Annotated in this window: 6 protein-coding genes and 1 pseudogene; 1 reads left to right on the top strand and 6 read right to left on the bottom strand. The window is 71.8% G+C overall.

The window, feature by feature from the left end; all coding sequences use genetic code 11:
• Positions 1–3: 3 nt before the first annotated feature.
• The 6 genes and pseudogenes from MXD58_RS00450 to MXD58_RS00475 all read right to left on the bottom strand — a co-directional run bounded on the left by MXD58_RS00450 (position 4) and on the right by MXD58_RS00475 (position 19,829).
• Positions 4–4,419, bottom strand: coding sequence for a non-ribosomal peptide synthetase (locus MXD58_RS00450; RefSeq protein WP_248839816.1), 4,416 nt, complete (start codon positions 4,417–4,419; stop codon positions 4–6).
• Positions 4,420–5,012: 593 nt separating this feature from the next.
• Positions 5,013–16,457 (bottom strand): annotated as a pseudogene (locus tag MXD58_RS00455) (amino acid adenylation domain-containing protein); the annotation flags it as partial.
• A gap of 30 nt (positions 16,458–16,487) precedes the next feature.
• Entirely contained in the window at positions 16,488–16,706 is a 219-nt protein-coding gene (locus MXD58_RS00460) for an MbtH family protein (RefSeq protein ID WP_248839815.1), read from the bottom strand.
• Positions 16,707–16,840: 134 nt separating this feature from the next.
• Positions 16,841–19,003, bottom strand: a complete 2,163-nt coding sequence (locus MXD58_RS00465; RefSeq protein WP_248839814.1) for an MMPL family transporter — start codon at positions 19,001–19,003, stop codon at positions 16,841–16,843.
• Positions 19,004–19,230: 227 nt separating this feature from the next.
• On the bottom strand, positions 19,231–19,500 hold the full coding sequence (locus MXD58_RS00470) for a hypothetical protein (protein WP_248839813.1): 270 nt from the start codon (positions 19,498–19,500) through the stop codon (positions 19,231–19,233).
• Positions 19,497–19,829, bottom strand: a complete 333-nt coding sequence (locus MXD58_RS00475) for an ArsR/SmtB family transcription factor (protein WP_248839812.1) — start codon at positions 19,827–19,829, stop codon at positions 19,497–19,499. Before MXD58_RS00475 ends, MXD58_RS00470 begins: the two co-directional genes overlap by 4 nt.
• A 345-nt stretch (positions 19,830–20,174) precedes the next feature.
• On the opposite strand from MXD58_RS00475, the gene MXD58_RS00480 reads away from it, so the two are divergent.
• Positions 20,175–21,767: a tryptophan halogenase family protein gene (locus MXD58_RS00480; RefSeq protein ID WP_248839810.1), complete on the top strand. Its 1,593-nt coding sequence runs from the start codon at positions 20,175–20,177 to the stop codon at positions 21,765–21,767.
• Positions 21,768–21,795 lie beyond the last annotated feature (28 nt).

The raw sequence follows: 21,795 nt of genomic DNA on the forward strand, positions 1-21,795 counted from the left end.
CCCTCAGCGCGGGGTGCCGGCGGCAATCGACTCGAAGGTGCTGACGACCCGGGCCAGCAGGCGCTCGGCCTCGGGCGGCCGGAACGCCTCGGGGCTGTAGCCGAGCCGCAGGTGTAGCTGCGGCCCGGAGACGACGGCCAGCCGCAGCGGGTAGTGGGTGTCGTCCTCCACCTCGAAGGCGACCAGCTTCAGGTTCGCCAGCTGGCTCGTCCACTCCGCCGGGTCGAACGAGTAGTTCACGAACATGATCGCCGTGTCGAACAGGGTCGGTCCGGTATCGCACTGCCGCTGCACCTCGCTGAGCCCCAGATGGTGGTGGGCGATCAGGTCCGCCTGCTCGGCCTGCAGCCGGGTCAGCGTCACGAGCAGCGGTTCACCGGCACGCAGCCGCACCCGGACGGGAATGGTGTTGGTCAGCAGCCCCACGGCGGTCTCGATGCCGGGCAGCTCCGCCGGCCGGCCCGACACCGACGATCCGAACACGACGTCGTCGAGCCCGGTGAGCTGGGACAGCACTAGCGCCCACGTCCCCTGCACGAGCGTGTTCACGGTGAGACCGGTGGACCGGGCGCGGGCGACCAGCCGCTCGGTGAGCTCCACGCCGAGGTCACACCGGACCTGCCGCTGCCGGCCGGCAACGCCGGCCGCAGGGGCGACCAGGGTGGGCTGGGCCAGCTCGGTCAGCGCCGCAGACCAGGCGGCCCGCGACGTCGCCCGGTCCCGTGCCGCCAGCCAGTCCAGGTACCGGGTGTAGGGCAGCACCGCCGGGGGCTGCTGCCCCTCGTAGAGGGTGAACAGCTCGCGGACCAGGATGGACGTCGACCAGCCGTCCCAGAGAATGTGATGGCCGGTCAGGATCACCCGGTGCCGCTCGGCGGACAGCTTCAGCACCAGCAGCCGCAGCAACGGCGGGACGCCCAGGTCCCAGCCGCGGTCCCGTTCGCCGGCCGCGAGCCGCCGTGCCTCGGCGTCACGCTGCTCCTCGCCGTGGCCAGACAGGTCCCCCTCCGCCCAGGGCAGCGTCACCTCGGCGGGGATGACCTGCACGGGCTGGGCAAGGTCGGCGTGCACGAACGCCGCCCGCAGGTTCGGATGGCGGCGTAGCAGCGTCTCGCCCGCGGACCGCAGCGCCCGGGTGTCCAGCGGGCCGTCCAGGTCGAGCTGGATCTGGGAGGCGTAGGCGTCGCCCGCCGCGCCGGCCAGCGCGTTGTGGAAGACGAACCCCTCCTGCAGCGGGGACAGCCGCAGAACGTCGACCATCGTAGGGTACCGCTGGCGCAGCTGGTCGAGCTCGTCGCCGGACAGGCGGGCGGCGGCGCCCGGCCCGGGGGCGGGCACGGGCGCCGGTGTCGCGCCCCGCACCACCGGCGCCAGGGCGGCGACGGTCGGGTAGCGGAACACCTCGCGGGCGGAGAGCTCCAGCCCGGCCTCGCGGGCCCGCGCCACAAGTGGGAACACCATGATGCTGTTGCCGCCGAGGTCGAAGAAGGAGTCGTGCGTCCCGACGCGGTCGACCCCGAGTGCCTCCGCGAACAGGGCACACAGCGTCGCCTCCCGCGAGCCGGCCGGCGCGCAGTCGTCGTCCCCGGCCGGGCCGGCGGTCGAGGCGGCGGGTGTCGCGGCGGCCAGGGCGTCCCGGTCCACCTTGCCGTGCGGCGTCATCGGGATGGTGTCGACCGGCACCACCACCGCCGGGACCATGAAGTCTGGCAGCGCCCGCGCCGCGACGTCGCGCAACTGCGCCGCGGTCACCGTCGCGCCCGGTACCAGGCACACGTAGGCCGTCAGCCGGCGGTGCCCGGACCGCGTCCTGGCGGCCACCGCAACCGCCGCCCGCACCTGCGGGTGAGCGCTCAGCACCGCCGAGACCTCGCCGAGCTCGACCCGGAAACCGCGGATCTTGACCTGGTCGTCGGTCCGGTGGCGGAACTCCAGTTCGCCGTCCGCGCGCCACCGGGCCTGGTCGCCGGTCGCGTACATGCGCGAGCCCGGCGCGCCGAACGGGCACGGCAGGAACCGCGCGGCGGTCAGCTCGGGTCGGCGCAGGTAGCCGCGTGCGAGACCGGAACCGGCCAGGTACAGCTCGCCGGTCGACCTGGCGGGCAGCGGGCCGAGCCGGGAGTCGAGCAGGTACGCCTGGCAGTTGTCGATCGGGCGCCCGATGGCCGGCGGGAGGTCCGCGCTGAGCACGGCCGTGGTGCTGGCCACCGTGGCCTCGGTGACACCGTAGACGTTCACCATGCGGCGTCCGGTCGACCAGCGACGGATCACCTCGGTCTCGGGTCGCTCGCCGCCGGTGATCAGCAGGCGCAGGTCCGGTAGCTCGGCGGCTGGCAGCTGGGCCAGCATCGCCGGCGGGATGGCCGCATGGGTGATGCGCTCCGCGGCGAGCAGGGCGACGAGCGCCGCCGCGTCGGTCGTGCGCCCCTCGGGGGCGAGCACGACGCGGCCGCCGCGAAGCAGGGTCGGCCAGATGTCCCCGGCGGCGACGTCAAAGCTGGGCGAGACGTACTGCAGGACCCGGCTGTCGGCGTCGACGCCGAAGCGCCGGGCGTGGTCCAGGGCGAAGTTGTGGACGGCGCGATGGGTCACCATGACGCCCTTCGGGGTGCCGGTTGAGCCCGAGGTGTAGATCACATAGGCTGGGCTGGCCGGGTCGGCCGGCCGGCTCGGGGCCGCCGCGGCGGTGAGCTCGGCGGGTGGCCGCACCGTGGTGATCACATGGCGGGGGCTGAGATCGTCGAGGATGGTGCGGATCCGATCGGCGGGGTAGGTCGGGTCCACCGGCGCGTACGCCGCGCCGGCCCGCAGCACGGCGAGCATCGCGACGACGAGCTGCGGTGACCGGGGGAGCTGGACGGCGACCAGGTCCTCGGCCCCGAGACCGCGCCCGGCCAGGTCGGCGGCGACCTGGCCGGCCCATCCATCGAGCTGGGCGTAGGTCCAGGTGCGCCCCTCATGAGCCAGGGCGACCGCGTCCGGGGTGCGCCGCGCCTGCTGTTCGATGGCCTGCGCGACGGTCGTCGCCGGAACGGGCCGGGCGGTCGCGTTCCGCCGGTCGAGCAGCTCCACCCGCTCGGCCGGCAGCAACAGGTCCACCTGGTCGATCGGCACCTGGGGCGCGGCGGTCACGGCAGCCAGAAACGCGCTGAACCGCTCCCGGTGGGCCTGGAACCCCGGCAGGTCGTGGTGGTCGGAGTTCGCCTCGAACACCAGCGCGAGCTGGTCGGCGGTGGGCTGCCCGACGACGCTGATCGAGAGGTCGACGATCGGCCCGGACGCGAGGTTGTGCGTGGTCGCGGGGCTGTCGCCGAACCGCAGCGACTCCTCCCGCGGCATGAAGTTGACCATCGGGCCGATGAACGCCCGCCCGCTGCCGTCCAGTCCAAGGTCACGGCGCAGATCCTCGGCCCGGTACCGGTCGTGCCGCAGCGCCGCGCGGACCTCTTCGGCTACGGTCGCCACGACCCGTGCCAGGGACTGCCCCGGGTCGACGGCGATGCGCAGCGCCACCGAGTTCGTCGCCATCCCGGGGGCACGCCGCGAGGCGGCGCTGCGGCGGCCGGCCACCGGCATCCCGATGATCACGTCCTGGTCATCGTTCGCCACCCGGCGGGTGTATGCGGCCACCGCGGCGAGCAGGAAGATCTGCCAGGTGGCGCCGACCTGTGCCGCGGCGTGCCCGATTCGGTCGAGCTCCTCGCGGTGCAGCGGTTCGGTGGCGGCGAACCGCGGCGGCCGCGGGTCGCCGCTGTGGGCGTCCCCCCCGGGCAGGCGGGTTGCCGCGGGCTCGTCGCGGAACCGGTCGGTCCAGTACTCGCGGTCCCGCGCGAACTGCGGACCGGACCGGTAGTCGACGTCCTCGTCGACCAGGGTCGACAGCGGGGCGAAGCCGGGGGAGGGGAGCTGGCCGCCGGCGGCGGCCGAGTAGAGCTCCGCAATCCGTCGTTCGATCAGGTGGATGCTGTACCCGTCGATGACCGCATGGTGCAGGCGGCAGTAGAACAGATGGCGGTCGGGCGCCAGCCGGATCAGCGCGAAGGTCGAGATCGGGCCGCGGGACAGGTCCACCGGGTGGGTGACGTCGGCGTGCATCCACCGCGCCGCCTCGCCGCGCGGCTCGGCGGCCCCGGACAGGTCGAGCAGCGACAGGTCGGGCGGGGTGCTGGCGGGCTCCATCCGCTGCCACAGTCCGTCCCGCTGTCCCGGCCCGTCGCCGGCGGCGATCGAGGTGACGCGGACCGCGTCGGCCTCGGCCCACAGGATGGCCCAGGCCGAGCGCAGCAACGTCTCGTCGACGGGGCCGTCGATGTCCAGGTACTCAGCGCAGTTGAAACTCTGCCCGGACGGGTCGAGCTGGTGGGCGAGAAACACTCCGCGCGCGGCTGCGGACAGCGGCAGCCTCGTAGCCTCAGCCATGGCGGCTCAGCTCCTCGAAGAATCCGGGGACGACGTGTAGCCCGCCGTGCCGCGCGATGTGGTCGTGGACGTACCTGCCGACCGCTAGGTCCAGCACGCCGAGCCCGAACGGGGAGAAGACCACGGGCCGGTCGGCCGGGCAGGGCGTCGTGCCGCGCAGGAATGTGGGCAGGTCGGTGACCACGAACGAGCGAGACCCGGTGCGCTGCTCGGTGAGGTGCAGTGAGGTGTCGGCCTTTAGGCAGTGCTCGATGTCGTCGGCGAGGTTCCAGGCGGACAGGACGACCTCGGGGGCGAGGTCGCGCAGTGAGATGTGCAGGACCAACGGGTGGTGGTCGAACCAGGCCGGTTCGGTGATGTGCGGAGTCGCCGCTGTCGTCGCGAAGACGACCAGGTCCGCGGCCCGGATGAGATCCTCGGGCCGGTCGTGGACGACCACCTTCGCCGCGCCGGTGCGTTCCAGCTGGCCCTGCAGGCCGCGCGCGGACTCCTCGTCGGTGTCGTGCACCCCCACCACGTCGAAGTCGAAGCCGTTTGCCACCAGGTAGGTGTGGATCCCCGCTCCCGCCGGCGGCCAGCCCCCGCCTAGTCACCAGCAGGGACGCCGCCGCGTCGGCGAGGACGAACTGCACCCGCTCGGCGGGGCTGTCCACGTCCAGGGGCAGGTAGGCGCCGCCGGCCTTGAGCACCGCCAGCACCGTCAGCACAAGTTCGGCGGACCGCTCCAGGCGCAGCGCGACGAGCACCTCGGGCCCCACGCCGAGCCGGCGCAGCCGGTGGGCGAGCAGGTTGGCCCGCCGGTTCAGCTTGCCGTAGGTCACCTGCGTGCCGTCGACGTCGACGACCGCGACAGCGCCCGGGGCGGCGTGCGCCCACCGCTGGACCTCCGCGGCGACGTCGAGCGTGGCCGGCTGCCGCCGCGGCGGCGCGGCGAGCAGGCGCTCGCGTTCCCCAGCCGGCAGGTACGCGGCGCGGGCGTCGCCGAACTCGTCGGCGGCCATCGCGGTGAGCACTGCCCGGTACATCCCGGCGAGCCGTTCCCCGGCCGCCCGGCCGAGCACTCCGGTGTTCGTGGTGAGGTTCAGTCGGTCCGCGCGGCAGTGCACGGTCAGCGGAAAGTCGGTCTGCGACACCCGGAACCGCGTTTCGGCGCCGAGCGACCCGGTGTCGGCCGGCGGCAGGTCGACGAAGTTGAAGACCACGTTGAGCAGCCGCTCGCCGCGCGCGCCCTGCATCGCCGGCAGCGGGTACCGGCGGTGCGGCCAGAGCTCGATCTCCTGGTCGAACACCTGCGAGACGAGGTCGCGCCAGGTGCGCGCCGCCGTCGGCACGGGGAACGGCACGGTGTTGAGGTGCATGCCGTAGACCCGGTCGGCGCCGTCGAGCTCCGGGCGCGCGTCGCAGACAAGTCCGAGGTGGACCGCCCGCGTCTCGCTGAGCTGGCTCATCACCTTCACGTGCGCGGCGAGCAGGACGCTCTTGACGGACACCTGCAGCCGGTCGGCCAGGGCCCGCAGCGGCCGCGCGAGGTCGTCGAGCACGATCGGCAGGTCGTAGCTGGTTGCCGGGCCGGGATCGCGCCAGTCGTCGGGCAGTGCCAGCGGCGCGTACGTGTCCACCACGGCACGCCAGTAGGCGCTGTCCTCGGCCGACGCGAGGGAGCGCCGTTCGGCGGCGACGTGGTCGGCGTACCTGACCGCCGGGGGCTCGTACGGCGGCGAGCCGAGGCCGTCGCGCAGCCGCTGGTAGCACTCCATCAGCTCGGCCAGCAGCCAGTTGTGGCTCCAGCCCTCGGTGACGGCATGCGGCCGGCTCAGGGACAGCCACCAGTTCCGGTCGTCTTCGAGGAACGCGGCCACCCGCAGCAGCGGGGCGCCTGCCAGGTCGAACGGCGCGTCGCGCTGCTCGCTCAGCCTGCGCATGAGCGCGTCCCGGTCGCCGCGTACGTCGTACACCTGCACCAGTGGTTCCACATCGGCGTGCACGATCTGTAGGGGCATCGAGAAGGAGTGCAGGTCGAAGGAGGTGCGCAGCAGGTCGTGCCGGTCGAGCACGATCCGGGTTGCCCGGCGCAGCGCGGCCGGGTCGAACAGCCGGTCGTCGGAGATCCGGTAGGAGACGAAGCTGCGGTAGGCGTCGGTGCCCGTCAGCATCTCGACGACCATGCCGACCTGCACCTGTGTCATCGGGTAGGCGTCGATGACCGGGCCCGTGCCCGCGGCCGGGTCCGTCAGGCGCTCCCGGTCTCCGGCCGAGAGGAGGGCGAACGGCTCGACGGGGCGCTCTGCGCCGGGGGCCAGCTCGTCGCGGCCGGCCAGTAGGTCGCTGAGCCCGCCGACGGTGCGCCGCTCGAACACGTCCCGCACGGAGACGTCCAGGCCGCTCGACCGCAGCAGCCCGACGAGCCGGACCGCCTTGATCGAGTCGCCGCCGACCTCGAAGTACCGGTCGTGCAGGCCGATCTCGGCCAGCCCGAGCACGGATCGCCACACGGCCGCGATCCGTTCCTGCAGCGGGGACCGCGGGGCGACATGGGTGGTCCGGGCGAACGCGTCCTGCCCGGGCGTCGGCAGTGCGCCGAGGCCAAGGCGGCCGTCGGTGACCAGCAGGTCCGCGTCGATCGGGACGAACGCCGCGGGAACCAGGCGGTCGGGCAGGTCACGCCGGCAGTGGTCGGCCAGCTCTTCGGGCGTCGGTGGCTCCCCGGCCGCGACGCAGTACGCCACCAGCGTCGCGTCGTCGGCGGTGTCCTGCCGGACGACGACCTTGGCGCTGCGGATCCGGGGATGGGTGGCCAGCACGGCCTCGATCTCGCCGGGTTCGATCCGCTGGCCGGCGATCCGGACCAGCGTGTCCGCGTGGCCGACGAGAACGAACTCGCCGTCCGGCAGCCGGCGGGCGAGCTCGCCGGTGCGGTACAGCCGTGCGCCGGGCGGACCGAACGGGTCCGGCACGAACCGCTGCGCCGTATGGACCGGCTGGTGCAGGCAGCCGCGGGCCACCGCCGGCCCGCCGAGGTGGATCTCGCCGGGAACCCCGACCGGGACGAGCCGGCCGTGGCCGTCGAGCAGGTGGATCCGGGTGCCGGCGAGCGGGCGGCCGATGCGGTAGGCCGCGCCCTGAGCCAGGTCCCCGGCATCCACCACGTGGAACGTGGAGTGCACCGTTGGCTCGGCGGTGGCGTACATGGTCACCAGCGTCGGCCGGGGAAGTCCCGGCCAGTCCGCCGCCTGCGCCCACGGCCGCAGCCCGGTCCTGTTCGGGTGCTCGCCGGAGAGCAGCACGACACGTAGGCGCAGCCGGGCGCCGGGCCCGTCCTGCCTGCCGCTGTCCGCGTCGCCGTCCGCGCCGACGGCGGCGGTGAGGGCCGCGAACTCCGGGGGTGTCTGGCTCAGGATCGTCACCTGCTGGTCGGCCAGCAGCTCCAGCAGTGCCGCCGCCGAGCCCGTCGCGGCCGCAGGCACCACGACCAGCGTCGCTCCGTGCGTCAGCGCACCGAAGATCTCGAACACCGACAGGTCGGCGGTCGCCGGGTGGCACACAGCCCACACGTCCGAGGGGTCGAGCCGCAGCCGCGCCGCGGCCGCGCGCACGAGATGGACCGCGTTCGCATGGGTCAGCACACGCAGGTTCGCCCGGCCGGCCGAACTTGGGACGGGTGGGGGGACGGAGAACACGTTGTCCGGGTGCGACCGGAGGGACGCGGCGGTGCCAGGACAGTCCGCCTGGGCGGCCCCACCGTCGTCCAGGGGCCGGCCGGCCTCGTCGAGGATGACGGTCGGCACGCGGTCGCCGTCGGCGCCCTGCCGGTCGTCGAGCGTCGCCTCCGCCAGCGCCGCACGCTGCCGCGCACCGGCCACGACGACCGCGATCCCGGCGTCGGCGAGCAGCCGGCGGCGTCGATCGGCCGGCAGGGCCGGGTCCACCGACAGATAGCCGGCGCCGGCCTTCAGCACCCCGAGCAGAGCCGGGACGAGCGCTGGTCCGGGCTCCAGGCAGACTCCCACCAGCGATTCGGTGCGTACGCCGAGGCCGCGCAGGCGCTCCGCCAGCTGATCGGCCCGCGTGTTCACCTCGGCGTAGGTCAGGCGCACGGCGCCGCCCACCACGGCGATCGCGTCGGGGGAGCGCGACACCTGGGCCTCGAACAGTTCGTGCACGGACCCGGGCGCGGTGTCCGCGGCCGGTGCGTTGGCGCCGCTCGGAGCGTCGGTTTCGAGCAGCCAGCCCCGCTCGCCGGGCGGCAGGCAGGTCTCCCGCGCGTCTCCGTCGGCGTCGGCCGCCATCGCCGCCAGCACAGCGCGGAACATGGCCGCGACGCGGTCGGCGTTATGCCGGGACAGCACGTGGCTGGAGGCGCGCAGGCTGATCTTCCCGCCGAGCGAGGTGACCCGCAGGGCGAACTCGTTGGGCGCGTCGGTGAACTCCCAGCTGTCGTCGGCGCGGTCGGGGTCGAGGTCGTGGAAGTCGAGGTAGCTGAAGAAGACGTCCACCAGCCGTTCCCCCGCGGGATGGTGGATGGCGGGCATCGGGTGGTGGCGGTGCGGCCACGCCTCGATCTCCCGGTCGGCGACCTGGCGGACCAGCTCCCGCCACGTGCGGGCGGTGCGGTCGACCGGGAACGGGAGGGTGTTGAGGAAGTTGCCGTACAGGCGGTCGGCACCCGCCGCCTCGGGCCTGGTGTGGGTGACGATGCCGACGTGGAACGCCGGCTCGTCGGTGAGCTGGCTCATCACCTTGACGAAGGCGGCGACCAGCACGCTCTTGAAGGACGTCTGGGCGTCGACCGCCAGCGTCCGCAGGTCGTCCTCGATGTCGGCGAAGGAGGTGCCGGTGCGCACGGTCCGCGGCGGTTGGGCGAGGTCGTCATGCCAGCCGGCGGGCACGACCAGCTTGGCCCGGTCCGCCACGATCCGGCGCCAGTAGTCCCGGTCCGCAGCGGACTCCAGCGAGGCCAGTTCGGCCGCGACGACGTCGGCGTAGCGCACCGCCGGCACCTGGTCCGGCCGGCTGATCCGGCCATCCCGGATCGCCTGGTAGCACTCGAGCAGGTCCACGAGCAGCAGCTGGTTGCTCCAGCCGTCCATGACCGCGTGGGTCTGGGTGAACGAGGCCCACCATTCGTGGTCGGCCCGCAGGTGCGCGTGCACCCGCAGCATCGGTCCGGACAGGTCGAACAGGTCGGCCCGCTCGGCGGCGACGAACTCGGTCATCGCCGTGCGCTGCTGGTCGGCGTCGAGTCCGGCGAGGTCGTGCCAGCCGACCGGAACGTCCGCCCGGGCGTGCACGATCTGCATCGGGACGGAGTAACCGTCCATGCTCACCGACGTCCGGAGGATGTCGTTGCGGTCCACCACCGTCTCCACGGCCCGCCGGAACGCCACCGGGTCGAACGGGGCGTCGTCGCGGACCAAGTAGACGTTGACATTGTGGTAATTGCTCCGACTGGTGTCGGCCAGCATCTCCACCAGCATCCCGGTCTGGACCTGGGACAACGGGTAGGCGTCGACCACGCCCTCGGGGAGGCGTTCCCGGTCCTGCGGCCCGATCAGCTCGAACGGTGCGACGACCAGCTGCTCGCCGGACAGCGCCGACCGGGACATGGCCAGCTCCGCCAGCGCCGCGACCGTGCGGTGCCGGAACACGTCCCGGACCGTGAGGTCCAGCCCCGCCCGGCGGGCGGCGCCGACCAGCGCCACGGCCCGGATGGAGTCGCCGCCCTGCTCGAAGAACTCGTCGTGGATGCCGACGGGTTCGCCGGCCGACGTCGCCTCCCGCCAGGCGGACGCCAGCCGCCGCTGCGCCGGTGTGCTCGGGAGGACCTTCCCGGGTCGGGCCAGGGCCGGTTCGCTGGGCGCGGGCAGCGCCCGGTGGTCGAGCTTGCCATTGGCGTTGAGCGGCAGCGCGTCCATGAGCACGAACGCGGCGGGCACCATGTAGGCCGGCAGGGTGCGTGCCAGCCGGTCCCGCAGGTCCGTCAGGTCGGGCGCGCCGCCCGGCCCGGCGACGAGGTACGCCACGAGCATGCCGGCGCCCGCCGTGCTGTCGGCCCGCAGGACGACTCGGGCCTCCGCGACCCGCGGTTGGTCGCCGATCGCGGACTCGATCTCGCCGAGCTCGACCCGGTAACCACGGATCTTGATCTGGCCGTCGGCGCGGCCGAGGAAGTCGACGTTCCCGTCGGGACGCAGCCGGGCCCGGTCACCGGTGCGGTACAACCGGGCGCCGGGCGGCCCGTATGGGTCCGGCACGAACCGATCGGCGGTCAGCTCGGGTCTGCCGAGGTAGCCGCGGGCCACGCCGGCGCCGCCGACGAACAGCTGTCCCGGCACCCCGGTCGGGACCGGCTGTAGGCGCTCGTCCAGCACATACATGGTCATGTTCGGCAGCGGCCGACCGATCGGCACGACGGCCGACGACGGCGGCCCGGCGATCGGGTGGATGCAGGTTCCGACGGAAGCCTCGGTCGGGCCGTACTCGTTTATCAGGGGCACCCCGGGGGCGAGCGCGGCCCAGTCGGCCACCGTCCGGTCGGTCAGGGCCTCGCCGGCGACGACCAGGATCGAGGCGAGGCCGCCGGCCTGCTCAGGCGTCAGCTGGTGGGTGAGCACCTCCAGGTGCCCGGGGGTGAGCTTGACGAAGCTGTACGGCGCGCCGGCGGCGACCGCCGGCCCGAGGTCGGCGAGGTCGGTGTCCTGCGGCACCATCCGCACGGCCTGGCCGGCCAGCAGCGGCGCCCACAGGTTCGGCACCACCAGGTCGAAGGCCACGGACGAGAACAGCGGCGCGCCGCCGTCACCCCGGGAAGCCAGTTCGTCCACGGCCCACCGCACGTGGCCGGCCAGCCCGCGCTGGGAGACCTGCACGCCCTTGGGGCGCCCGGTCGAACCGGAGGTGTAGATCACGTAAGCGAGCTGGTCGAGGTCGGCTGCCCGGGGTGGTGGCAGCGCCGGCCAGGCGTCGAGCGCCGCGCGGTCGGCGTCCACCGCGATCGACTCACCCGTGAAGTCGATCCCGTCCCGGTAAGCGGACTGGGTGAGCAGCACGGGCGCACCCGCGTCGGCGAGCATCTCGCGTACCCGCCGCGCCGGGAACGACGGATCGAGCGGCAGGTACGCCGCCCCCGCCTTCCACACCCCCAGCAGGCTCACCAGCAACTCGACGCCCCGGTCCACCAGGACGCCGACGACCGACTCCGGGCGCACTCCGAGCGAGCGAAGGTGCTGGGCCCGGCGGTTGGCGCGGGCGTCCAGCTCGGCGTAGGTCACCGACGCGCTGCCGGCGTGGACCGCCACCACGCCAGGGCTGCGGGCGACCTGCAGTTCGAACAGTTCGTACACACAGTGGGAGACCGGTTCGGCCGGGTTGACCGCCCAGGCGTCGAGCAGAAGTGTCCGCTCGGCGGCGGGGATCAGCGGTGTGCGGGCGTCGCCATGGGCGTCGGCGGCCATCGCAGCCAGGACCGCCCGGAACATGTCGGCGATCCGCTGCGTGTTGGCCAGGCTGAGCGCGCGGGAGTCGGCGGTAAGGAAGATGTGCCCGGCCCGGGAGGAGACGGTCAGCGGGAACTCGGTGGGGCTGTCGTCGATCCCGGTGGTCGCGTCCACCCTCGTGGTGTCGACCTGGCGGAAGTCCTGGTAGTTGAAGAAGACCTCGATGAGCCGGCCGGTCTCGCCGCTGACCCGCCGCACCGCCGGCAGCGGGAACCGGCGGTGCGGCCACGACTCGACCTCGCGGGCGAAGCTCTGCCGCACCAGGTCGAGCCAGGTGGCGGCGGCCCGGTCGAACGGGACGGGCAGCGTGTTGAGGTACATGCCGTAGACTTGGTCGGCTCCCAGGATCTCCGGGCGTACGTCGTAGACCAGGCCGGCGTGGAACTCCGGGACGTCGGTGAGCTGGCTGAGGACCTTGCCGAACGCCGCGAGCAGCACGCTCTTGAGCGAGGTGCCCGCGGTGGAGGCCAGCGCCCGGAGATCGCCGTCGAGGTCGGCCCAGCTGACGCTGACGTGATGGGTGGTGCGGGCGTGGTCCGGGTCGTCCTGGCCCCCGTCGCCCCAACCCACGGGTAGCGCGAACGGGGTGTGTCGCTCGGTGACCCCGCGCCAGTAGTCGGCCGTCTCTGCGGACTCCAGCGCCGCGAGCTCGGCCGCGACCGAGTCGGCGAACCGGACCGCGGGTCGTTCCCGCGCCGCTGGTTCCTGTCCGTCGCGGATCTCGCGGTAGGCGTCGAGCAGCTCCATCAGCAGGGTGTGGTAGCTCCACCCCTCCATGATCGGGTGGCATTCGGTGATCGACAGCCACCAGGCGCCGTCGTCGACGTGCGCGTGGAACCTCATCAAGGTCGGGACGGCCAGGTCGAACGGCGTCTGCCGCTGTCGGCGCACGTGGGCGCGCAACGCCTGCGCTCGATCCTGTTCGTCCAGCGTCCGCAGGTCCTCCACGCCGACGGGGACGGTGGCGGCGGCGTGGACGAGCTGCACCGGTACCGAGTAATCGGTGAGATGTACCGACGTCCTCAGCATCTCGTGGCGGGTGACCACGAGCTGGGTGGCCCGCTCGAACGCGGCGGGCACGAACGGCTGGGCGTCGAGGATCCGGAAGCTGCTGCAGTTGTGGTAGTTGTTGTCGCCGCCCTCGGCGAGCATCTCGATGACCATGCCGGTCTGGATCTGGGTCAGTGGGTAGGCGTCGACGACACCGTCGGGCAGCGCGGCCCGGTCCTCGGCGCCGAGGAGCTCGAACGGCTCGACGAGCCGCTGCTCCGGGGCTGGCACTGCCGAACGTTCGGCCAGCAGCCCGCTCAGCTCGGCGACGGTGCGCCGGTCGAACACGTCCCGGACGGCCAGGTCGAAGCCGTCGGCGCGCAGCACGCCGACGAGAGCGACCGCGCTCATCGAGTCCCCGCCGAGGTCGAAGAAACCGTCCTCGACTCCGACTGGGTCCAGGCCGAGCACCTGCCCCCATGCCGCCGCGACGCGCTCCTCCAGCGGCGTGCGCGGGGCGACGGGGGCGCGGTGGGAGTACGACCCGAGGTCCGGGTCGGGCAGCGCGCGGCGGTCAAGCTTGCCGTTGGGCGTCAGCGGGATCGACTCGAGCGGGACGAACGCGGCCGGAACCATGTAGTCGGGCAGCGTGCGGGCCAGCCAGGTCCGTAGTTCGGCGGGGTCTGGTTGGTTGGTGGGGGTGGTGGGGACGAGGTAGGCGATGAGGGTCTGCTCGCCGGTGGTGCCGGTTCGGGTGGTGACGATGGCTTGGCGGATGGCGGGGTGGGTGAGGAGTGTTGTGGTGATTTCGCCTAGTTCGATGCGGTAGCCCCGTATTTTTACCTGGTCGTCGGATCGGCCGAGGAAGTGCAGGGTGGCGTCGGTGTGGCGGCGGGCGGTGTCGCCGCTGCGGTAGAGGCGGCTTCCGGGTGGGCCGTAGGGGTCGGGGAGGAATCGTTGGGCGGTGAGTTCTGGTCGGTTCAGGTAGCCGCGGGCGACCCCGGGTCCACCGACGAAGATCTCCCCGGTCGCCCCCGAGGGCACCAGCTCGCCGGCCGCGTCGAGCAGGCACAGCCGTACGTCGCCGAGCGGCCGGCCGATCGGGTTGCCGGCGCCCGGCGCCAAGTCGTCGGCGCCGACGGCGTGGAAGGTGGTGTGCACGGTCGTCTCGGTGATGCCGTACAGGTTCGCCAGCACCGGCCGGTCCGGGCCGAACCTGGCCACCCATGGCCGCAGCCCGGGGAGCTCGAGCGGCTCACCCGCGAAAATCACCATGCGCAGGGCGAGCCGGGCCAGCCGTGGATCGTCCGCCCCGGCCGCCGCCAGCCCCACCAGCGAGCGAAATGCCGACGGCGTCTGGCTCAGCATCGTCACCTGGTGCTCGACCAGCAGATCGAGGAAGTCCTCCGGGGAACGGGCGGCCATGCGCGGCACGAGCACCAGCCGCCCACCGTGCAGCAGCGCGCCCCACATCTCGAACACCGACACGTCGAAGGCATAGGAGTGGAACATCGTCCACACGTCCGAGGCCGTGAACGCACAGTGCTCGTCGGCGGTCCGCATCAGGCGCACCACGTTGGCGTGGGTGAGCACGCATCCCTTGGGCTGGCCGGTCGAGCCCGACGTGTAGATGACATAGATGACGTTGTCGGGTCCGGCCAGGGGCGCCGGGTTCGTCGCGGGAGCGCGGTCGAGGGCCGGACCAGCCTGGTCCAGCAGCACCCGGTGGCCGTCGAAGGCCTCGCCGAGCAGGCCTGCGTGGGCCGCATCGGTGACCACGACCGACACGGCGGTGTCGGCGAGTATGAAACCGAGGCGGTCGGGCGGGTTCACCGGGTCAAGCGGCAGGTAGCCCGCGCCCGACTTGAGCACACCCACCAGCGTCGGCAGCAGGTCCGCGCCGGGATCCAGGCACACGCCGACCAGCGCCTCCGGGCCGGCGCCCAGCTCACGCAGGTGGTGTGCCAGCCGGTTCGCGCGACGGTTCAGCTCGGCGTAGGTCAGGGACACCCCGTCGGCGACCACCGCGACTGCGTCCGGCGTGCGGGCCGCCTGGGCCTCGAACAGCTCGTGGACGCAGGCGGTGACCGGTTCGACGCGGGGCACGCCGCCGGCGGCGACCGCCCGCTCGGCGTCGTCCAGGAACTCCAGGCGGGCCACCGGAGTGGCGCCGTCCGCGAGGGCGGCGTCCAGCAGGCGCAGCAGGTGCTCCGCCATCCGGGTCGCCCGGTCCCGTTCGAACACCGACGTCGCGTACACCAGCTGGCCCCGCAACGATCCGTCCGGCGCGTCGTCGACCTGCAGTTCCAGGTCGCACTTGGCCACCTCGCCCGTCGCCGGGTAGGGCTGCGTCGCGAGACCGGTCAGCGCGAGGCCGGCATCGCCGCGCCGGTGCATGGTGAAGGCGACCTGGTACAGCGGGCTGCGAGACATGTCCCGCTCTGGCTGCAGGTCGTCCACCAGCCGGGCGAACGGAACCTCCTGGTGGTCGTGCGCGTCGGCGAGTGCGCCCGCGGTGCGGGCGAGCAGGTCGTGGAAGGTCGGGTTGCCGTCCAGACGTCCCCGCAGCACCAGGTTGTTGATGCAGTAGCCGACGAGACCCTGCAGTTCCGGGCGGGACCGGCCGGAGACGACCGTGCCGACCGCGATGTCGCGCTGGCCGGTGTACCGGGCGAGCAGGAGCTGGTAGGCGGTGAGCAGCACGGCGAACGGCGTCGTTCGGCGGCGGGCGGCGAGGTCACGGATGCCCGCCGCGAGGCGTGGTGGGAAGGCGAACGCGACATGGGCGCCCCGGCTGTCCCGCACGGCGGGACGGGGACGGCCCACCGTCAGATCCACCGGCTGGAGGTCGGCGAGCTGGCGCTGCCAGTAGTCCAGCTGCCGGGCAAGGCGCGTGCCCGTCACCGTCCGGCGCTGCCAGGCGGCGTAGTCGGCGTACTGCACGGGCAGCGCCGCCGCCTCCGCCGACGTGCCGTCGACGGCGGCGTCGTAGCCGGCGCCCAGTTCCGCGGCCACCACCGCGGCTGACCAGGCGTCGAACGCCACGTGGTGGAAGACCAGCGTCAGGACATGATCGTCGGGTGTGACCCGCAGTAGGCGGGCCCGGATCGGCCAGTCCCGGGCGAGGTCGAATGCGGTGACGGCCTCGGCCGCGACCGCCTCGTCGAGGCGGTCGGCGGCGACGTCGTCGACCGGCAGGTCGACCGGCGCCGGGTCGTCGATGATCGGCCGTGGATCGGTGCCGTCGAACGTGTACCTCGTCCGCAGAATCTCGTGCCGGGCGACGAGGCCGGTCCAGGCCTGCGCCATCGCCTGCGGGTCCAGCGGGCCCCGCAGGCGAAAGGCGAGTGGCACGAGATACTCGGCGCTGCCGGGGTCGAGCTGGTCGAGAAACCACATCTGCTGCTGTCCGAAGGACAACGGAAGTGGCCCCGAGCGGTCGGCGCGTTCGATACCGCGTCCTGCCCCCCGCGCCCGGCCTTCCAGCCGGCGGCGCAGGAACTCCTCCCGCAGAAGGTCGCGGGCAGGACCGTGCTCGATTTCCCCGGTGTTCATTGCGACTCCGATCGGCGGTGAGACTGGAATTCATCCGCGCGCTGCCTGCTCCATTCGCTGGCGCAGGCTCAGCGGACGCATGTCCGTCCACACTTCGCCGATGTGAGTCAGGCATTCCGAGCGCTGTCCCTCGGTGCCCTCCGCGCGCCAGCCGGCCGGGATATCCCGGTCGGCTGGCCAGATCGAATACTGCTCCTCGTGATTGAGGACCACACGGTAAACCTGGGTGTCATCCTGGTCCTGGGCCACAGGGAACTCCTTGTCCGCAGAAACTGGTGTGTCTGCAGAGTTCCTCCGGCCCCGATACTCGACCTATACTGCGGCTATTCGCCTGGGTATCGCCCGGGTACGGTCTGGTTCCGCCCGTGGCGCTGTCCCGTCCGTCACCTGCCGAAGCGCCCGGTCGTGGTCACCGCCGCTTCCCGGCGCGCGGGGTCCGCGCTGGCGTCCGGGCCGGCCGAGGGGTCGGGTATCCGGCAGGCCGGACGGCGGCGCGAGGACGTCCACGCGCGTTCCCCGAGCAGGGACATCCCCGCTGGCAACAGGATGCCGCGCACGATCGTCGCATCGATCAGGACAGCGATCGCCATGCCCAGCCCAAGCATTTTGTACTCGATCGCGCTGAGCACGATGAACACGCTGAACACGGCCGTCATGATCGTCGCGGCACTGGTGACCACTCCGGCGCTGGCACCGACCCCGTCCACGGTTGCGGTCCGGGCCGGCGCACCCGCGGACCACCGCTCGCGGATCCGGCTGAGGATGAAGATGTGGTAGTCCATGCTCAGGCCGAACAGCAGCACGAACATGAACAGCGGCAACCAGTCGACCACGCCCCCGTACGAGGTGAACCCCAGTACGGAGCCCAGGTGACCGTCCTGGAACACCCAGGTAAGCACGCCGTAGGCGGCACCGATCGACAACAGGTTCAGCGCGATGGACAGCAGCGGCACCGTCCAGGTACGGAACGCCGCGGCGAGCAGGAAGAAGGCCAGCACTAGCACGAACGCGAAGACCATCGGCATGGTTCGGCGCACCTGATGGGTGAAGTCGTAGGCGAACGCGGTCCTGCCGGCGACCGCGTACCGGACGCCGGGGAGCTTGCCGACGGTGCCGGGCAGCACCCGGTCGCGCAGGCTCTCCAGCGCATGATTGGACTGCGGGTCGGTGCCGGCTCCGGCCAGCGGAACCCGGATCATCACGCTCTGGTCGATCCGGGTGACCGACAACGGCTCGTTCAGCAGGCCGTTGCTCGCGGCGATCTCATCGTGCAGCCGATCGACCGTCGTGGCCAGGGCGGCGTCGTCCACCGGGCCTGAGACCACGACCTTCGCCGGGCTCGGTGCGCCGGGAAATGCCTGCTGCATCCGCACGGCTCCGTCGACGGCGGCGACGCTGCGCGGCAGGCTGTTGGTCGGCCCGGCGTCCTGCAGATGGATGCCCAGAGCAGGCGCCGCCATCACCAGCAGCAGCACGGCTGCCGCGCCGCCCCACAGCAACGGGCGGCGAACCACCGCGCCGGCGATCCCCAGCCACAGCCGGGACGGCCGCGCCTGCGCCCGCCGCCGGCCGAGGAACGGCAGCCGGATCGCCTCCACCCGCCAGCCCAGCACGGCCAGCAGCGCGGGCAGCAGCGTCACCGAGGCGAGCACAGCGAGCGCGACGATCATGGCGGTGCCCACAGCGAGCCCGCGGAAGTTGTCCAGGCCGGTGAACAGCAGGCCGGCGACGCACAGAGTCACCGTCACGCCAGACACGACGACGACCCGTCCGGAAGTCCGCGCCGAGGTCCGCAGCGCCTGGGCGACATCCTGCCCGGCCGCGCGCTCCTCGCGCTCCCGCCGCAGGTAGAACAACGCGTAGTCGACGCTGACCGCCACCCCCACCAGCAGGATCATCGACGACGCGGCGCTGTTGACCGGCACCCAGGTGCCGACCACGCTCACCAACCCGAACGTGGCGGCCACCGTCGCGGCGGCGAGCAGCAGTGGGACGGCGGCGGCAACGAGGGACCCGAAGACCAGCAGAAGGATCACCGCGGTGATCGGCAGGGAGATCGTCTCCGACCGGTGGAAGTCGGACTGCACCGCGTCATCGACCGCGTTGTCGAGGCTGCGATCGCCGGCCTGGACCACCCGTACGTCCGGGTGCCGGGCGGTCACCTGCGCGACCGCGGTGGTCACGGCCCGGTAGTGCCGGGTCATCTGGTTGTTCGGGCCGGCGACGAAGAAGGTGACCAGGCCGGAGTGCCGGTCTTTCGAAACCTGCTGCGGGCTGTCGAGGGGAGAGCGCAGGCCGGTGACCACGCCGGGAGTGCGTCCCAGCGTCGTCAGCAGGTCCTGGACCGCGGCCCGCTGCGCCGGGTCGTCGGCGAACAGCGCGCCGCCCGGCTGGCGTGCCTGGACCAGAACGTTCTCGAGCTTCGGTTCGTAGCTCGGCTCGGCCCGCAGCACCTGCTGGGCGCGGCCGGACTGGCCCGGATCGTGTGAGCTGGCACCACCGCCGGAGACGGCCCCGCTGGCAAGCACCGTCAGCACGACGAGCACCAACCATCCGCCAATGACCCTTCCTCGGCGCCGGATCGACCAGCCAACGACGCGTTCAACCAGCGGCGGACGCACCCGCGCCTCGGCAGGTGTGCCCGGCGGCCGGTCTGATTTATCGCGCAGCATGACCTGGAGTCCTTTCGGCAGGGGAGAAGCTGTTTCCCGGTCTGGTCACGGGTTCCACGCTTTCTTTTCCTGTTTGGCCGTCTGGCATTGGCCGCCGGGGGTCAGTCGACCTCTTTCAGCACCCGCTCGAGGGCGTGCAGCCGGGAGTGCATCTCGGCCAGTCGGCCACCCAGCTCGGCGAGCTGGCGCTCGATGGCCTCGTGGACGAGTACTCCCTTGTCCGCGATGGTGCGGTACTCACCCTCGCGGGCCATCCCCACCTTTGCCCGCCGCGTCGCGGCGAGCTGCCAGATCGATACTGTGATCACAGTGGCTATCAGGAGGAAAAATCCGATGGTGCCGATGATCTCCTGCCAGTCCCACGGGCTCATTCCCTCTCTCCTTTCTTGTTTGGGCTGATCGTGCGGGCCGCGATCGCGATGGTCCCCGGCGTCAGGCGGAGGTCGAACGGCTCGACCTCGTAGAACTTCATCGCCTTGCCGTCGAGGGAGATCTCGAGAGTCGCCGACACCAGGCCGGTCGCCTCGAGCCTGCGCAGGTGGACCTGCAGCAGTCCGCGGCCGATGCCCAGGTCGCGGGCGAGTCGGCTGACGTAGTTGCGATCGGTGGCCAGGGCCGCGAGGACCCGCAGCCGGTGGGGATTGGCGAGCGTCGCCATCACCTGCACCAGTTCGTCCCCGGACGGCTCCGGCGTAGTCATGGAGGATCTCCAGAGCACATGCTAAGAGATGCTAGCAGGTGCGAGTAGAGATGTACAGGTGCCAGGGATTCTCCAGCTCAGCGGGTGTGGCCGTCGCCCGGCGCGGTGCTCGCATCCGGTGCCGTGCTCGCGCCGGGCTCGGCCGCGACCGGCCGCCGGGGTGAGGGCAGCTCGGACGGTGGATGGATCCGGCGGGGTGGACCATCGTCGCGGTCGTCGAGTCCTTCCCGGCGGCCGGTGGTGAACAGCACACCGAGATAGCCTCGATATAGTCGTTCTATCGACCGGCCAGGAACAGTGGCACGACCCGCGAAAATGATGAGGTCGTGGAAGGTGTAAATCCTGATGGACGATTACCGTATCAGAGACGTAGTTATTCTCGGTGGCGGAACGGCGGGCTGGATGACTGCCGCCTATCTGGGGAAATCCCTCGGTCGCCATGCGAGGATCACCGTGCTGGAAGCTCCGACAGTGCCGCGAATCGGCGTTGGCGAGGCGACGGTCCCAAATCTGCAGAAGACCTTCTTCGACTTCCTCGGACTGGCCGAGGAGGAGTGGATGCGGGAGTGCAACGCAAGTTTCAAGATGGGCATCAAGTTCGTCAACTGGCGCAGCGCCGGGACCGGTGAAGCGGCAGCCCGGAAGCTGCATGGACGCCCGGATCACTTCTATCACCTGTTTGGTCTGCTGCCCAACCACGAGAACCTTCCCATCTCCCACTACTGGGCCGCCCGGAAACTGGCCGGCCAGACCGACGAGCCGTTCGACTACGCGTGCTACCGCGAGCCGCTGGCCGCCGACGCGGGACTCGCCCCGCGGTTCCTGGACGGAACACGATGGACCAATTACGCCTGGCATTTCGACGCGCGCCTGGTCGCCGACTTCCTCTGCCGGTTCGCCACCGAGAAGCAGGGTGTAGTGCACGTCCAGGATGAGATGACCAACGCCACGATCGACCAGCGGGGGCACATCCAGGCCCTGCATACCAAAGGTGGCCGCACGATCGAGGGAGACCTGTTCATCGACTGCTCGGGCTTCCGCGGCCTGCTCATCAACAAGGTGATGCGCGAGCCCTTCCTGGATATGAGCGACCACCTGCTCAACGACTCCGCAGTGGCGACGGCGGTGCCGCAGAACGACGCCGAGGACGGCGTCGAGCCGTACACCTCCGCCATCGCGATGAGCTCCGGGTGGACCTGGAAGATTCCGATGCTCGGCCGGTTCGGCACCGGCTACGTCTACTCGAGCCGATTCACCGGCCAGGACGAGGCGACCAGGGAGTTCTGCGCGCTGTGGGGCCTCGACCCGAAGACACAGCCGCTCAACCACATCAAGTTCAGGGTGGGCCGCAATCGGCGTACCTGGGTTAGGAACTGCGTCAGCATCGGGCTGTCCTCCTGCTTCCTGGAACCCCTCGAGTCCACTGGAATCTACTTCATCACCGCCACGCTTTTCCAGCTCGCCAAGCACTTCCCGGACAAGCGTTTCGACCCGATTCTGACCGAATCCTTCAACCGTGAGATAGAGACCATGTTCGACGACTCGCGGGACTTTATTCAGGCTCACTTCACCCTGGCGCCACGGTCGGACACGCCGTTCTGGCGAGCATGCAAGGAACTCGAGCTGGCCGACAACATCAAGAGCAAGATCGCCGCTTACCGCGCCGGTCTCCCCATCAACCTGCCGGTGACCGACGAGGCCACCTACTACTCGAGCTTGGAGGCCGAGTTTCGCAACTACTGGACCAACAGCAGTTATTACTGCATCTTCGCCGGCCTGGACGTCCTGCCGGACCATCCGCTGCCGTCCATGGCGTACCGGCCGGAGGCAGCCGAAGGTGTCATGCCGATCTTCGATGAGATCAAGCGGCGGCAGGCCGAGCTGGCGGCGCAGCTGCCGACCACCTACGAGTACCTGAGCGCCCTGCACGGGCGATGACCGCTTGCCAGGTAGCCATTGATCGGCG

It is taken from the genome of Frankia sp. AgKG'84/4, from assembly GCF_023242965.2.
Classification (GTDB): Bacteria; Actinomycetota; Actinomycetes; order Frankiales; family Frankiaceae; genus Frankia.

Coding starts and splice junctions, on each gene's coding strand:
- MXD58_RS00470 (WP_248839813.1), bottom strand. CDS start 19,500: ATGAGCCCGTGGGACTGGCAGGAGATCATCGGCACCATCGGATTTTTC.
- MXD58_RS00450 (WP_248839816.1), bottom strand. CDS start 4,419: ATGGCTGAGGCTACGAGGCTGCCGCTGTCCGCAGCCGCGCGCGGAGTG.
- MXD58_RS00475 (WP_248839812.1), bottom strand. CDS start 19,829: ATGACTACGCCGGAGCCGTCCGGGGACGAACTGGTGCAGGTGATGGCG.
- MXD58_RS00480 (WP_248839810.1), top strand. CDS start 20,175: ATGGACGATTACCGTATCAGAGACGTAGTTATTCTCGGTGGCGGAACG.